Annotated in this window: 10 protein-coding genes and 1 tRNA gene; 9 read left to right on the forward strand and 2 right to left on the reverse strand. The window is 60.6% G+C overall.

From position 1 onward, the window contains the following. Window positions 1-140 precede the first annotated feature (140 nt). From ybgF to serA, 7 genes are all read left to right on the forward strand, one after another. A complete protein-coding gene (ybgF, locus tag CO660_RS03290; RefSeq protein WP_097597463.1) occupies window positions 141-1,121 on the forward strand; it encodes a tol-pal system protein YbgF in 981 nt (326 codons plus the stop codon). 10 nt (window positions 1,122-1,131) lie between these two features. Further along, complete coding sequence (gene tilS / locus CO660_RS03295) at window positions 1,132-2,595, forward strand: tRNA lysidine(34) synthetase TilS (protein ID WP_097597338.1); 1,464 nt, start codon at window positions 1,132-1,134, stop codon at window positions 2,593-2,595. A gap of 97 nt (window positions 2,596-2,692) precedes the next feature. Then, a complete protein-coding gene (gene ftsH, locus CO660_RS03300; protein WP_085779317.1) occupies window positions 2,693-4,624 on the forward strand; it encodes an ATP-dependent zinc metalloprotease FtsH in 1,932 nt (643 codons plus the stop codon). Window positions 4,625-4,864: 240 nt separating this feature from the next. Further along, window positions 4,865-6,217 (forward strand): phosphoglucosamine mutase, encoded by a 1,353-nt coding sequence (gene glmM, locus CO660_RS03305; RefSeq protein ID WP_011426682.1) that lies wholly within the window; start codon window positions 4,865-4,867, stop codon window positions 6,215-6,217. A gap of 258 nt (window positions 6,218-6,475) precedes the next feature. Further along, window positions 6,476-7,312, forward strand: a complete 837-nt coding sequence (locus CO660_RS03310; protein WP_085779315.1) for an outer membrane protein — start codon at window positions 6,476-6,478, stop codon at window positions 7,310-7,312. 190 nt (window positions 7,313-7,502) lie between these two features. Continuing rightward, window positions 7,503-8,681 carry a phosphoserine transaminase gene (locus tag CO660_RS03315; protein ID WP_097597341.1) on the forward strand — a complete coding sequence of 393 codons (1,179 nt, stop codon included), beginning with the start codon at window positions 7,503-7,505 and terminating at the stop codon, window positions 8,679-8,681. 77 nt (window positions 8,682-8,758) lie between these two features. Continuing rightward, entirely contained in the window at window positions 8,759-10,354 is a 1,596-nt protein-coding gene (gene serA / locus CO660_RS03320) for a phosphoglycerate dehydrogenase (protein WP_097597343.1), read from the forward strand. Between the two features lie 106 nt (window positions 10,355-10,460). Here the strand turns inward: serA and CO660_RS03325 are convergent, their stop codons facing one another. Beyond that, window positions 10,461-10,727: a hypothetical protein gene (locus CO660_RS03325; RefSeq protein ID WP_097597345.1), complete on the reverse strand. Its 267-nt coding sequence runs from the start codon at window positions 10,725-10,727 to the stop codon at window positions 10,461-10,463. Between the two features lie 475 nt (window positions 10,728-11,202). Between CO660_RS03325 and mnmA the strand changes: the two genes are divergently transcribed. Both mnmA and CO660_RS03335 read left to right on the forward strand, forming a co-directional pair. Then, the gene (mnmA, locus tag CO660_RS03330) at window positions 11,203-12,402 is read left to right on the forward strand and encodes a tRNA 2-thiouridine(34) synthase MnmA (protein WP_097597346.1); all 1,200 of its coding nucleotides are present in this window, start codon (window positions 11,203-11,205) and stop codon (window positions 12,400-12,402) included. 136 nt (window positions 12,403-12,538) lie between these two features. Beyond that, window positions 12,539-12,615: transfer RNA gene (locus CO660_RS03335), tRNA-Met, on the forward strand. 417 nt (window positions 12,616-13,032) lie between these two features. Here the strand turns inward: CO660_RS03335 and CO660_RS03340 are convergent. Then, on the reverse strand, window positions 13,033-13,863 hold the full coding sequence (locus CO660_RS03340; RefSeq protein WP_097597348.1) for a VCBS domain-containing protein: 831 nt from the start codon (window positions 13,861-13,863) through the stop codon (window positions 13,033-13,035). Window positions 13,864-13,869 lie beyond the last annotated feature (6 nt).

Here is a 13,869-nt window from a genome sequence, read left to right on the forward strand (position 1 = left end):
TCCGCAGAGGCGGTCCCGCAGCGGGCCGCCTTTCTTTTTGACCACACTTTGGCCAGACTCCGTTGCTTTTTGACAGCAATTGGAAAAATCTCCTGTTCGTGCCTCATGGCGCGAAGAATCACTGGGACAGGACGATACATATGAAGAAACTTGTCGTGGCAGGCATGCTGTGCCTGGCGGCTATCACCGGGAGCGAACGGACGGCTTATTCGGCCTCGTTCTTCGGGCTGCATCTCGGCGGCCGATCCGCGGAACAGCAGCCGCCCGTCGTCAAGGTGCAGAGCGGAGACGCGGAAATCCGCGTGCAGCAGCTCGAAGAGCAGATGCGGCAGCTGAATGGCCGAATCGAGGAGATGAGCTTTCAGCTTCTGCAGATGCAGGAGACGATCCGCAAGCAGCAGGAAGACAATGAATTCCGCTTCCAGCAGCTCGAAAAAACCGGTAGCGGTGGCGGCGCCAAGGCTCCGGTCAAAAAGAGCGAGACCGATGCCGCTCCGGCAGCGTCCGGCAGCGACGACGTCGCCAGAGTGATTCAAGCACCGCAGGGGGCCGAAACGGCTCCCTCCACCGATGTGCCTGCCAATACCGGCCTCGGCCAGCCGCCGAAGCAGCTCGGCTCGATCGAGTTCGACCAGAACGGCAATGCGATCGGCGGAAGCGTCGATGAAAAAGCCACCATCGGTTCCGGCCCGGTTCCCACTGCCAACAGCGGCACGCCGCAGCAGACGGCCTCGCTCGGCGGCGAGGCGGATCAGTATAAGTCAGCATACGGCCACGTGCTCTCGGGCGATTACGGCACGGCCGAGCAGGAATTCAATCAGTACATCGCCCGTTACCCGAGCAGCGCACGCGCGGCGGACGCCAATTTCTGGCTCGGCGAAGCGCTCTATTCGCAGGGCAAATATAACGAGGCGGCCAAGACTTTCCTCAACGCACATCAGAAATACGGCAGCTCGGAAAAGGCGCCGGAAATGCTGTTGAAGCTTGGCATGTCGCTTGCTGCCCTTGACAACAAGGAAACCGCCTGCGCGACCCTGCGCGAAGTCTCGAAGCGTTATCCGAAGGCGTCACGCGCCGTCATAAGCAAGGTTGCGAGCGAACAGAAACGCCTCGCCTGCTGAGGTCTCCGGAATGTCTCCGGACGCCGCATCGCCTCGACAGGCGATCCGCCAGTTTCTCGCATCGCTTCGAAGTCCTGCGCGCATTCTCGTCGCGATCTCTGGCGGCAGCGATTCCACCGGCCTGCTTCTCCTCCTCGATGAAGTCGTAAAGGCCGCGCCCCATCTTGAAATTTCCCTTTGTGCCGCGACCGTCGACCACGCGCTGCGTGCCGGTTCCGCAGACGAGGCGCGAGAGGTCGCAGCCCTCTGTGCAGCCCTCGGCATTCCCCATATGAGCGCCACATGGCAGGGCGAAAAACCGAAAACCGGCATCATGGCCGCGGCACGCGAGGCCCGTTACAGCCTTCTAGCCGAGGCAGCCGAAGCGCTCGGCGCCAACCTCATCGTCACCGGCCATACGTTGGACGACCAGCGCGAAACGCTTGCCATGCGTGGCATGCGAACGGAGCAGGTTTCGACCGGTATTGCCGATGCCGTGCTTTTCGACCGGCGATTCTGGATTTTGCGTCCGCTTCTATTTTCCACTCGGATGGATATCCGCTTTTTCCTGCGGGCGCGGGGCGTGCGGTGGATCGACGATCCGAGCAATGAGGATACGAATTACGAGCGTGTGCGGATGCGCCGGCAACTTTCGGCTCATACATCTGTGGAGAAGGATATACGCGCCGCCTGGGCGGAGCGGCTCACTCTCTCGTCTAGAGCCGCCGAATGGCTGGATCGCCATTTCCAGCTTCACGGCGGCGTGCTTGGGCAGGTGATGCCTGGCGGGTTGCGGCAGGACCGTGCGGTCCTCGACTATACGCTCGGCCGCCTGACGGCGGTATTCGGCGGGCAGCCATTCGCGCCGGGCAGGGTGAAGATGGAACGTATTCTCGCATTCGCCGCCGGCAGCAGCGCGCCGGGACGGATGACCGCCGGTAGAGTGGTGTTCGATCTGAGGCGCGACGGGCTTTATCTGGCGCGCGAGTACCGAGGGATGGTGCCGCTGATATTGCAGTCGGGGGAGACGGGGGTTTGGGATGGCAGGTTCCGTGTTGAAAACCGGTTAGGAACGACAATGAGGGTGGAAGCTCAGGCCGCGCGCTCCTCCCTCCTTCCTGTGCCCGTCACAGGAATCCAGCCACCGCGCGTCGGCGAGGTGAATGACTCACCGATGCGTAACGAGTCTTCTGCGTCCAAGGGCTTGGGCGCGCTGGATCCCTGTGACGAGCACAGGAATGAGGGAGGGCGCGGCAGGGAGCTTCCCACATCCGCATGGAAACGCGCAATCGCGTCGGCGCCTGCCTTATCCTCAGATGGAGCCTATTTATCTCCAGAATCCGCGTCAATGGTTGAACTGACGCCTTATTTCGCCCCCTTCGACCGCTTTTTGACACGATTTGATTTCATCTTTGCCGACAGGCTTTCGGCGGTTTTCGCGATGGCGCCCTATGCGGGGCTGCCTTTAAGAAGTATTGACGGAAAAACCATCTGACTTGGGGGATTGCCTTGGCAATAGCGCGGGGCAACCCTATGTTAGAACCTAATAAGACGGTCGCCATGAGGCGGCTGTTGCAGTGCTGGGGAGTTCAATGAACCCTAACTTACGTAATTTCGCATTGTGGGCGATCATCGCGCTTTTGCTGATCGCCCTTTTCAGCATGTTTCAGACGGCGCCGGCGCAGACGGGCTCCCGCGATATCCCTTATTCGCAGTTTCTGCGTGAGGTTGATGCGGGCCGTGTGAAGGAAGTCGTGGTCACGGGCAACCGTGTCTCCGGAAGCTATGTTGAAAATGGCTCCACCTTCCAGACCTATTCGCCTGTCATCGACGACAGCCTGCTCGATCGCCTGCAGCAGAAGAATGTGCTGGTGTCCGCCCGTCCCGAAACGGATGGTTCTTCGGGTTTTTTGAGCTATCTCGGCACGTTGTTGCCGATGCTTCTCATTCTCGGCGTCTGGCTGTTTTTCATGCGGCAGATGCAGGGCGGCTCGCGCGGCGCGATGGGTTTCGGCAAATCCAAGGCCAAGCTCCTGACGGAAGCACATGGCCGCGTTACCTTTGAAGACGTCGCCGGCGTCGACGAGGCCAAGCAGGATCTCGAGGAAATCGTCGAATTCCTGCGTGATCCGCAGAAGTTCCAGCGTCTCGGCGGCAAGATCCCGCGCGGTGTGCTGCTGGTCGGCCCTCCTGGCACCGGTAAGACGCTGCTCGCCCGCTCGGTCGCCGGCGAAGCCAACGTGCCCTTCTTCACCATTTCCGGTTCCGACTTCGTCGAGATGTTCGTCGGCGTCGGTGCAAGCCGTGTGCGCGACATGTTCGAGCAGGCGAAGAAGAATGCGCCCTGCATCATCTTCATCGATGAAATCGATGCCGTCGGCCGCCATCGCGGCGCCGGTCTCGGCGGCGGCAATGATGAACGCGAGCAGACGCTGAATCAGTTGCTTGTCGAAATGGACGGCTTCGAGGCGAATGAAGGCGTGATCCTGATCGCTGCCACCAACCGCCCTGACGTTCTCGATCCCGCGCTGCTGCGCCCCGGCCGTTTCGACCGCCAGGTCGTGGTACCGAACCCCGATATCGTCGGCCGTGAGCGCATTCTCAAAGTGCATGCCCGCAACGTTCCGCTGGCGCCGAATGTCGATCTAAAGGTTCTCGCCCGCGGCACGCCCGGTTTCTCCGGCGCCGATCTGATGAACCTCGTCAACGAAGCCGCCCTGATGGCTGCCCGTCGCAACAAGCGCGTCGTCACCATGCAGGAGTTCGAGGACGCCAAGGACAAGATCATGATGGGCGCCGAGCGCCGTTCCTCGGCAATGACTGAAGCGGAAAAGAAGCTCACCGCCTATCACGAGGCCGGACACGCCATCACCGCGCTGAACGTCGCCGTTGCCGACCCGCTGCACAAGGCGACGATCATTCCGCGCGGCCGTGCGCTCGGCATGGTCATGCAGCTTCCCGAGGGCGATCGCTACTCGATGAGCTACAAATGGATGGTCTCGCGCCTCTGCATCATGATGGGCGGGCGCGTCGCCGAGGAGCTCACCTTCGGCAAGGAGAACATCACATCGGGCGCCTCCTCCGACATCGAGCAGGCGACCAAGCTTGCCCGCGCCATGGTCACGCAGTGGGGCTTCTCCGACCAGCTCGGGCAGGTCGCCTATGGCGAGAACCAGCAGGAAGTCTTCCTCGGTCACTCGGTTTCGCAGTCGAAGAATGTTTCGGAAGCGACCGCGCAGAAGATCGACAATGAAGTGCGCCGCCTGATCGACGAAGCCTACGATCAGGCCCGCACGATCCTAACGGAAAAGCACGATGAGTTCGTCGCGCTTGCTGAAGGCCTGCTTGAGTACGAGACGCTGACCGGCGATGAGATCAAGGCGCTGATCCGGGGCGAGAAGCCCTCCCGCGACCTCGGCGACGATTCGCCGCCGAGCCGCGGATCGGCCGTTCCGAAGGCTGGGGTGCGGCCAGCCACCAAGGGCGATGAGCCCGAAGGCGGCCTTGAACCGCAGCCGCATTGAGCTGCGACACGATCTCGAAAAAGGCCGGATTTCCGCGATGGGAGATCCGGCCTTTTTCATTGGTAACGGGATATAATCATTTTTCTCGCTAATTTACGTGCCGATTGCCACAATTTGTGGCATTCCGCTGAAGAGAAGCAAGCATGAATCACGCTCCTGGACTGACGACAATCCATTGAAGCCGGATTTGCTTGGAACGATGCGCTGCCTTGAATGGCGCGCCAAAGCGCAGGAGTGCAGATGAAAAGACGCTATTTCGGTACGGACGGTATTCGCGGTCAATCCAACGTCTTCCCGATGACGCCGGATCTTGCCATGCGGGTCGGCATCGCCGCCGGCACGATCTTCCGCCGGGGCAACCACCGTCATCGCGTCGTCATCGGTAAGGATACGCGCCTTTCCGGCTATATGCTTGAGAATGCGATGGTGGCAGGCTTTACGGCTGCGGGCCTCGACGCCTTCATTCTCGGCCCGATCCCGACGCCTGCCGTCGCCATGCTGACGCGTTCGCTGCGCTGCGATATCGGCGTAATGATCTCTGCTTCGCACAATCCTTATGAAGATAACGGCATCAAGCTGTTTGGTCCCGACGGTTACAAGCTGTCGGACGACATCGAGGCCGAGATCGAGGACCTGCTCGAAAAGGACCTGAACGCGCAGCTTGCCAAATCCGACGATATCGGCCGGGCCAAGCGCGTCGACGGCGTGCATGACCGTTATATCGAACATGCTAAGCGCACGCTGCCGCGCGACGTGACGCTGCAGGGACTGAGGGTGGCGATCGATTGCGCCAATGGTGCTGCCTACAAGGTGGCGCCCGCCGTGCTCTGGGAACTCGGCGCCGATGTCGTCACCATCGGCAACGAACCGAACGGCACCAATATCAATCTCAATTGCGGTTCCACCAGCCCCGTCGCATTGCAGAAGAAGGTCGACGAGGTTCGCGCCGATATCGGCATCGCGCTCGACGGCGACGCGGACCGCGTCATCATTATCGATGAGAACGGTTCGATCGTCGACGGCGACCAGCTGATGGCCGTCATCGCCGAGAGCTGGGCCGAGAGCCAGCAACTGCGCGGTAACGGCATCGTCGCCACCGTCATGTCCAATCTCGGCCTCGAGCGTTTCCTCGACGAACGCGGCATGGCGCTTGCCCGCACGAAGGTCGGCGATCGCTACGTTGTCGAGCATATGCGCCAGCACAATTACAATGTCGGCGGCGAGCAATCGGGCCATATCGTGCTTTCGGATTACGGGACGACGGGGGACGGTCTGGTCGCGGCGCTGCAGATCCTTGCCGCGGTCAAGCGCACCGGCCGCACTGTCAGTGAGGTCTGCCGCCGCTTCGAGCCGGTGCCGCAGCTCCTGCGCAATGTCCGCATCAGCGGTGGCAAGCCGCTGGAGGATATTCAGGTGCAGAAGGCGATCGCCGATGCCGAAGCCGAGCTCGCCAGAAACGGCCGCCTCGTCATCCGGCCTTCCGGCACCGAGCCGCTGATCCGCGTCATGGCCGAGGGCGACGACCGCGCCCAGATCGAGCGTATCGTCAACGAGCTGATCGGCACGATCTCCAATGTCCGGACCGCTGCCTGACCCTGCAAGAACAGACAATCAAAAAGCCGGTGCGCGAGCGCCGGCTTTTTTTGTTGCGTACGCGGGTGGCATGTATCTCTGCGCAAATCATTTCACGACGCGGTCGATCTTCTGTTTCATGCGGCCGAGATGCTTGAAATCAAAGTAAACAAGCGTGGTTAAGCAGCTTTTAACGTTTCCCATTCATTATCCATGCAAAGCGTATCAGATTGGCAGCGACGGAGCTTGCCGACGCAACGGGATTTTGGAGTGAAATCCATGAAAAGAAGCTTATCCGGCATCTTCGCCGCATTCTTGATAGCGACAAATGCCTATTCTGCGGATCTCGCCCCTGCCGAGCCCATTCCGGAGCAGCCGCCGGAGGTGACCGTCAGCGAAGCGACCGGCTGGTATCTGCGCGGCGATGTCGGTTACGCCTTCACAGATCTCCGCGGCGCGCGCTATTTCCAAGGCAGCAACGCCACGGAGGTCGATTTCGACGACGCCGATCTCGATGACGCATGGACGGTTGGTGGCGGTGTCGGTTACCAGATCAACAGCTATCTGCGCACCGATCTGACTTTCGACTATCTCACCCAGGCGGATTTCAAGGGCTCGACATCCGGGCAGTGCGGCTTCCCGCTGGTGGATTGCACCTCGAGCGACCGCTCTTCGCTGACCGCCTATACGCTACTGGCCAACGCCTATGTTGATCTCGGCACCTACGGCTATGTGACGCCCTATGTCGGCGCCGGTATCGGCGGTTCTTACGTCAAGTGGAAAAACCTGCGCAACGTCGCCTGCGCCGACGACGGTAGCTTCTGCGACGATGAGGTGACCCATGGCGGCAAGGGCAACTGGCGCTTCACCTACGCGCTTATGGCCGGCGCCTCGATCGACGTGACCTGCAACATCAAGGCCGACGTCGGTTACCGCTATCTGCATATCGACGGCGGCAATATGTTCGGCTACGCCGATAATGGCGGCCCGGGCCGCGACAGGGGCCTCAACGCCCATGAAGCCCGCGTGGGCGCCCGCTACCTCTTCGGTGGCTGCGCTCAGCCGGTCGCCTACGAGCCGCCGGCAATCCCGCTGCAGCAGCCGGTCTACAAGTAGGCCGATCAACCATCGCATCAGAAAGCCGCCCTCGCGCCGGGCGGCTTTTTCATTTTTTCGCCACCCTGCCTGCGTCAAAATATCTACAGCTTGCGACACTTCGATCTTGACTATGACGCTTCCGATCCATACACACGGCGGCGGGACACCCTTCCCCAACGAAGGGCTTTCTATCTGAGAGGATAGCATCATGGCGAAGACCGCAAAGCCGGACATCCGTCCGCACAATACCCATTTTTCTTCTGGCCCCTGCTCGAAGCGCCCCGGTTGGTCGCTCGAAGCCCTTTCCGACGCGGCCCTCGGCCGTTCGCACCGCGCGAAGGTCGGCAAGGCCAAGCTCAAGCAGGCCATCGACCTTACCCGTGAAATTCTCGAAGTGCCTGCGGATTACCGCATCGGCATCGTGCCGGCTTCCGACACCGGCGCCGTCGAAATGGCGCTCTGGTCGCTGCTCGGCGAACGCGGCGTCGACATGCTCGCCTGGGAAAGCTTCGGCGCCGGCTGGGTCACCGATGTGGTCAAACAGCTGAAGCTCAAGGATGTGCGCAAGCTCGAAGCGGGCTACGGCGAGCTTCCCGATCTATCCGCCGTCGATTTCGACCGCGACGTCGTCTTCACCTGGAACGGCACGACCTCGGGCGTGCGCGTGCCGAATGCCGATTTCATTCCTGCCGACCGCAAGGGTCTGACGATCTGCGACGCCACCTCGGCCGCTTTTGCCCAGGAGCTTGATTTCGCCAAGCTCGATGTCGTCACCTTCTCCTGGCAGAAGGTGCTGGGCGGTGAGGGCGCCCATGGCGTCATCATTCTCTCGCCGCGGGCCGTCGAGCGTCTCATCACCTACACGCCGGCCTGGCCGCTGCCGAAGATTTTCCGCATGACCTCGGGCGGCAAGCTGACGGAAGGCATCTTCCAGGGCGAGACGATCAACACGCCGTCGATGCTCTGCGTCGAGGACTATATCGATGCGCTGCTCTGGGCCAAGGAGGTCGGCGGTCTCCAGACGCTGATTGCTCGTGCCGATGCCAATGCCAAGGTCATTCACGATTTCGTCGCGGCGAACGACTGGATCGCCAATCTCGCCGTCAAGGCGGAAACGGCCTCCAACACCTCCGTCTGCCTGAAGATCGTCGACAAGGACATCACCGCGCTCGACGACGACGGCCAGGCGAATTTCGCCAAGGGCCTCGTCGGCCTCCTGGAAAAAGAAGGTGTCGCTTATGACATCGGCCATTACCGCGACGCGCCATCCGGCCTGCGCATCTGGGCCGGCGCCACGATCGAAGCATCCGACATGCAGAAGCTGATGCCTTGGCTTTCCTGGGCTTTCGAAACGCAGAAGGCGCAGCTCGCTCAGGCCGCTGCCTGACGTGATCGCATCCGGCTCCGCCACTGGGCGGAGCCCCTGATTTCAATCATCGCTGAACACTTTTGAAGGAGGCCACAATGGCACCTCGCGTTCTCGTATCCGACGAATTGTCGGAAACCGCTGTCCAGATCTTCCGCGACCGTGGCGTCGAAGTCGATTTCGAGCCGCAGCTCGGTAAAGACAAAGATCGTCTGCTCGAAGTCATCGGCAAATATGACGGCCTTGCCATCCGCTCCGCCACCAAAGTGACGGAAAAGATCATCGCAGGGGCGACGAATCTCAAGGTCGTCGGCCGCGCCGGCATCGGCGTCGACAATGTCGATATCCCGGCCGCCTCGCGCCGCGGCATCATCGTCATGAACACGCCCTTCGGCAATTCCATCACCACGGCCGAACACGCAATCGCGCTGATGTTCGCCGTCGCCCGCCAGCTGCCTGCGGCCGATACCTCGACGCAGGCCGGCAAGTGGGAAAAGTCGAAATTCATGGGCGTCGAAATCACCGGCAAGACGCTCGGCGTCATCGGCGCCGGCAATATCGGCTCGATCGTCTGCTCCCGCGCCATCGGCTTGAAGATGCATGTCGTCGCCTACGACCCGTTCCTTTCCAAGGAGCGCGCCGAGGAGATGGGCGTCACCAAGGTCGAGCTGGACGAGCTTTTCGCCCGCGCCGATTTCATCACGCTGCATGTGCCGATGACCGACAAGACACGCGGCATCCTCAACAAGGAAGCGCTGGCCAAGACCAAGCCCGGCGTGCGCATCATCAACTGCGCCCGCGGCGGCCTGGTCGATGAGGCAGCCCTTGCCGAAGCCATCAAATCAGGCCACGTCGCCGGCGCTGCCTTCGACGTCTTCGAGGTCGAGCCCGCCAAGGAAAGCCCGCTCTTCGGCCTGCCGAACGTCGTCTGCACGCCGCATCTCGGCGCTTCGACGACCGAAGCGCAGGAAAACGTCGCCCTGCAGGTCGCCGAACAGATGTCGGATTACCTCGTCAACGGTGCCGTCTCCAATGCCATCAACATGCCGTCGATTACCGCGGAAGAGGCGCCGATCCTGAAGCCCTTCATCCGTCTCGCCGATGTTCTCGGCGCCTTCGTCGGCCAGGTCACCGAAGAGCCGATCAAGGAAATCGAAATCCTCTATGACGGCGTCACCGCCAACATGAACACGCGGGCGCTGACGAGCGCGGTGCTTGCCGGCCTCATCCGCCCGCAGGTCGCCGACGTCAACATGGTTTCGGCGCCGATCATGATCAAGGAAAAGGGCATCGTGCTTTCCGAGGTCAAGCGCGACAAGACGGGCGTCTTCGACGGTTACATCAAGCTGACGGTGACCACCGAAAGCATGACCCGTTCGGTCGCCGGCACGGTGTTTTCGGATGGCAAGCCGCGCTTCATCCAGATCAAGGGCATCAATCTCGATGCCGATGTCGGCTCGCATATGATCTACATCACCAATACCGACGTCCCCGGCATGATCGGCTTCATCGGTACGACGCTCGGCACTGCCGGCGTCAACATCGCCAACTTCCAGCTCGGCCGCGACAAGCAGGGTGGCGACGCCATTGCGCTGCTCTATGTCGACGGCGAGGTGGATGATGGCGTGCTCGCACAGCTGACGGCCCACCAGGCGATCCGCCAGGCGAAGCTGCTGACCTTCAACATCGACTAAAGCGCGTCGCGGCGCGACCTGCTCTGGTTTCCTCCTCCCAAGGAAAACATGGAAAACCCGGTGCCGGAAACGGCGCCGGGTTTTCTACGTTGGGGAATGATGATTTTCAGTGGTGCCGGCGTTTGCGGCGGACCATCTTGCCGAAGCGGGCTCTGTCGTCCTCGGCCTTCGTGCGGTGAAGGAAGGCGAGTCTGCTTCCGTCAAAACCCTGGAAGAACTCGTCCCAGGAGATCTCCTCCTGTGAGTCCGTCGAGAAATCGACGCGAACAGTTTCGCTATCCCTCGCATCCTTGATCCGGGCGGGATGACCGCCGCGCGCCTCGATCCAATCTCTGATCCTGCTGTAATCTGTCGTCGTGCCGAACCTGGCCATCAAACCCTCCGTAGCATTCGATTGCAACATTGATTACTTGCAACGCGTGATCGACGGAATAGTTCCATAGGGTGATAATTAATTGTCCGGCGATCTCGACTTGAGCTAGTTGATGCTCAAGCATTCGTTATTTTGAGTTAATTCATATGGGCTGAAATGGAGGATGATGTGAAACGCTATTCATTCTCGATAATCGGACTGGCGATCGTGTCTGTTGTCATCGCCAATCCAGGCATCGCATTCGCCTGCAACAAGCTGATCGGCACCTGAGCCGCCCCCCGCTTCAAGGCGTGACTTCGGCCGCGCCTTCCTTTGTGACGCGATTGCGAAACGATCGGCTCCCCTTGCGTCCTGCTGCAATCCTTTCTATATCGGTCGCTTACCCAGAAAGGCGGCCGATCCCGCCTGAGATCAGCAATCCGCCGCAATTGCAGCGCAAGGGCGGGTTATGAGCGCGCAGAATTTGGCACCACCGTTGAACACACTGGATTTTGATAAGAAGCCGGAAGAGACCCGCGTTGTCGTCGCCATGTCGGGCGGCGTCGATTCCTCCGTCGTGGCCGGCCTTCTCAAACAGCAGGGTTACGATGTGCTTGGCATCACGCTGCAGCTCTACGATCACGGCGCCGCTGTTCACCGTGCCGGCTCCTGCTGCGCCGGCCAGGATATCGACGACGCCCGCCGTGTCTGCGAAACGCTCGGCATTCCGCATTATGTGCTGGATTACGAGAAGCGCTTTCGCGAGACGGTGATCAACCCTTTCGCCGAAAGCTACGTGGCGGGCGAAACACCGATCCCTTGTGTTTCCTGCAACCAGACCGTCAAGTTTGCCGACCTTCTGGCAACGGCGAAGGAGCTCGGCGCCGACGCGCTGGCGACCGGTCACTATATCCGTTCGCGACCAAACCCCTCGTCTGAACATCCCGGCCGTCGCGCGCTATTCCGTCCGGCCGATGCCGACCGCGACCAGAGCTATTTCCTCTTCGCCACGACGCAGGAGCAGATCGACTATCTCCGCTTTCCCTTAGGCGGCCTGCCGAAGGCCGAGACCCGCCGGCTTGCCGAAGAAATGGGCCTCGCCGTTGCCAAAAAGGCCGACAGCCAGGACATCTGCTTCGTGCCGCAGGGCAAATATTCCGACATCATCACCAAACTGAAGCCGAATGCGGCGCTCGCCGGCGAAATCGTCCATCTCGACGGCCGCGTGCTCGGAACCCATGAAGGCATCCTGCATTTCACCATCGGCCAGCGCCGCGGCATCGGCATCGCCACCGGCGAGCCGCTCTACGTCGTCTATCTCGACGCCCGTTCGCGCCGCGTCATCGTCGGGCCGAAGGAGGCGCTGGAGACGCACCGCGTCTATTTGCGCGACGTCAACTGGCTGGGCGACGAGACGCTCGCGCAGGCTGCTTCCGGTGATGGCTTTGCCTGCTACGCCAAGGTCCGCTCGACGCGGGCACCGGCGCCTGCCATACTGCATGTCGATGCGACAGGCACCTATGTCGACCTGACCGTCGGCGAGGCGGGCATCGCGCCGGGGCAAGCCTGCGCGCTTTATTCGGCGCCCGGTGACGACGCCCGCGTCTTCGGTGGCGGTTTTATCGAACGCTCCGAACGCGAACCTTCGGCCGAAGCCTCGCTGAAGGCTCTGCTGGCCGGCCCCGTCGCCGCCTGAAACCCATCGGAAACGACGGGCGGCAAAGCTCAGCGTTTTTCTCCATCCTGCGCTTGACACAGAGCCGAAGCGCACCTTATAAGCCGCTCATCCCACGAGCCCGCAGCGCTTCGCGAGCAGGTATCGTTTGACCAGTGGCGGAGTAGCTCAGTAGGTCAGAGCAGAGGAATCATAATCCTTGTGTCGGGGGTTCAAATCCCTCCTCCGCTACCATCTCTTTGTCAAAGAATTTGTGATCCTTGCGGCTCGATATTGAGCGGCATTCACGCGGGCGCGGTAGCACATTTCCAGCTCCAAACGCTGCGGCAAGCGGACAAAACAGTTCAGCCTCAGGATTACGCTACGCCGAGAACAGTTATCTGTAGAGCGCTAACTGCAATAGCGGCATTTTCATCGCGTAGAGATGGGATGCGGCAGCGATAATAGCAGCCCATACGGCCAGTGAGAACATCACCGCCGCTAACTTAACCCCGACTGACTGCATCATTTCCTCCATCCGAGTATGATCGTGCTCCTCCGCACGATCGAAGGCTAGCAGGGTGGAGGTCGATCAGCTATCGCAAGAAATCGCTACCAGAAAAGCCGCTCGCTAAGCTGGGAAAGCCTTCGGGCACGACGCCTCCCCCATTCTCAAACGACAAAGTAAAAATTGTCGTATTGCGCGCCATAATAATCAGGCCCGCTCGTTTCGGTGATGACGGGTTCGGTGTCGAGTATGAGATAGTCGATCAGCCCATAGGCGCTGAGATCAATCACTTGCGGGTCATGAATGCTGTCGGCGGTCACGTTGACCGTGACCAAGAACACGGTATCGCCGTTCAGCCTGCCTTCGATCGTCAGAACGTTGTCATAGTCTGATGTACCGTTTGCTACGCTGAATTGCTCGATCTGAAAGGTGCCGCCATCTGCGGCCTGGATGGGCGTCCAGAATACGCCGCCCGAGAGATAGTGATTGCCATCAGCTTCCTTTTGTATCGTTGCATCATCGCCATCGTGCCAGGCGCCCCAATCGAAGCCCTTGTAGCCTGTGGGGAAATCGTGTTTGCCGACATCCTCGAAATTGACGAAGATGTCGCCGCGCTCCGGCAGGTCGACAGCGATATTGAGCAAGCCGAAGTCGGTAGCGCCTCTACCGTCCGAAATCTTGAAACTGAACTGGTCGAGGAGTTGATCTCCCGGGCCGAGCGCTGATACCACCGCATTGGAGGGATCGAGTTCATAGGTGTAATAGCCGTTGGAATAGACGGTCAGCGTGCCGTACTTTCCCTCGATCGTCGTCGTGGCCGGTCCATCCGGATTGGGCGGTTGCGGAATTCGCTGCCCGTTCACGAAGTTGAGACGCACAAGATCTCCGTCGGCATCCATGTAACTGGTGCTGTCCAGAATGTTGCCGTCAATCGGCTTGTCGACATCGAAAATAGGCTGGTATACGTCACCTGCGATCGGCTTGTGGTTTGCCATTTCCAC

The sequence above is a fragment of the Rhizobium sp. L9 genome, assembly GCF_002531885.1.
Lineage (GTDB): Bacteria > Pseudomonadota > Alphaproteobacteria > Rhizobiales > Rhizobiaceae > Rhizobium.

Coding starts and splice junctions, on each gene's coding strand:
- CO660_RS03340 (WP_097597348.1), bottom strand. CDS start 13,863: ATGGCAAACCACAAGCCGATCGCAGGTGACGTATACCAGCCTATTTTC.
- serA (WP_097597343.1), top strand. CDS start 8,759: ATGGCACCTCGCGTTCTCGTATCCGACGAATTGTCGGAAACCGCTGTC.
- CO660_RS03310 (WP_085779315.1), top strand. CDS start 6,476: ATGAAAAGAAGCTTATCCGGCATCTTCGCCGCATTCTTGATAGCGACA.
- ftsH (WP_085779317.1), top strand. CDS start 2,693: ATGAACCCTAACTTACGTAATTTCGCATTGTGGGCGATCATCGCGCTT.
- tilS (WP_097597338.1), top strand. CDS start 1,132: ATGTCTCCGGACGCCGCATCGCCTCGACAGGCGATCCGCCAGTTTCTC.
- CO660_RS03325 (WP_097597345.1), bottom strand. CDS start 10,727: ATGGCCAGGTTCGGCACGACGACAGATTACAGCAGGATCAGAGATTGG.
- CO660_RS03315 (WP_097597341.1), top strand. CDS start 7,503: ATGGCGAAGACCGCAAAGCCGGACATCCGTCCGCACAATACCCATTTT.
- ybgF (WP_097597463.1), top strand. CDS start 141: ATGAAGAAACTTGTCGTGGCAGGCATGCTGTGCCTGGCGGCTATCACC.
- glmM (WP_011426682.1), top strand. CDS start 4,865: ATGAAAAGACGCTATTTCGGTACGGACGGTATTCGCGGTCAATCCAAC.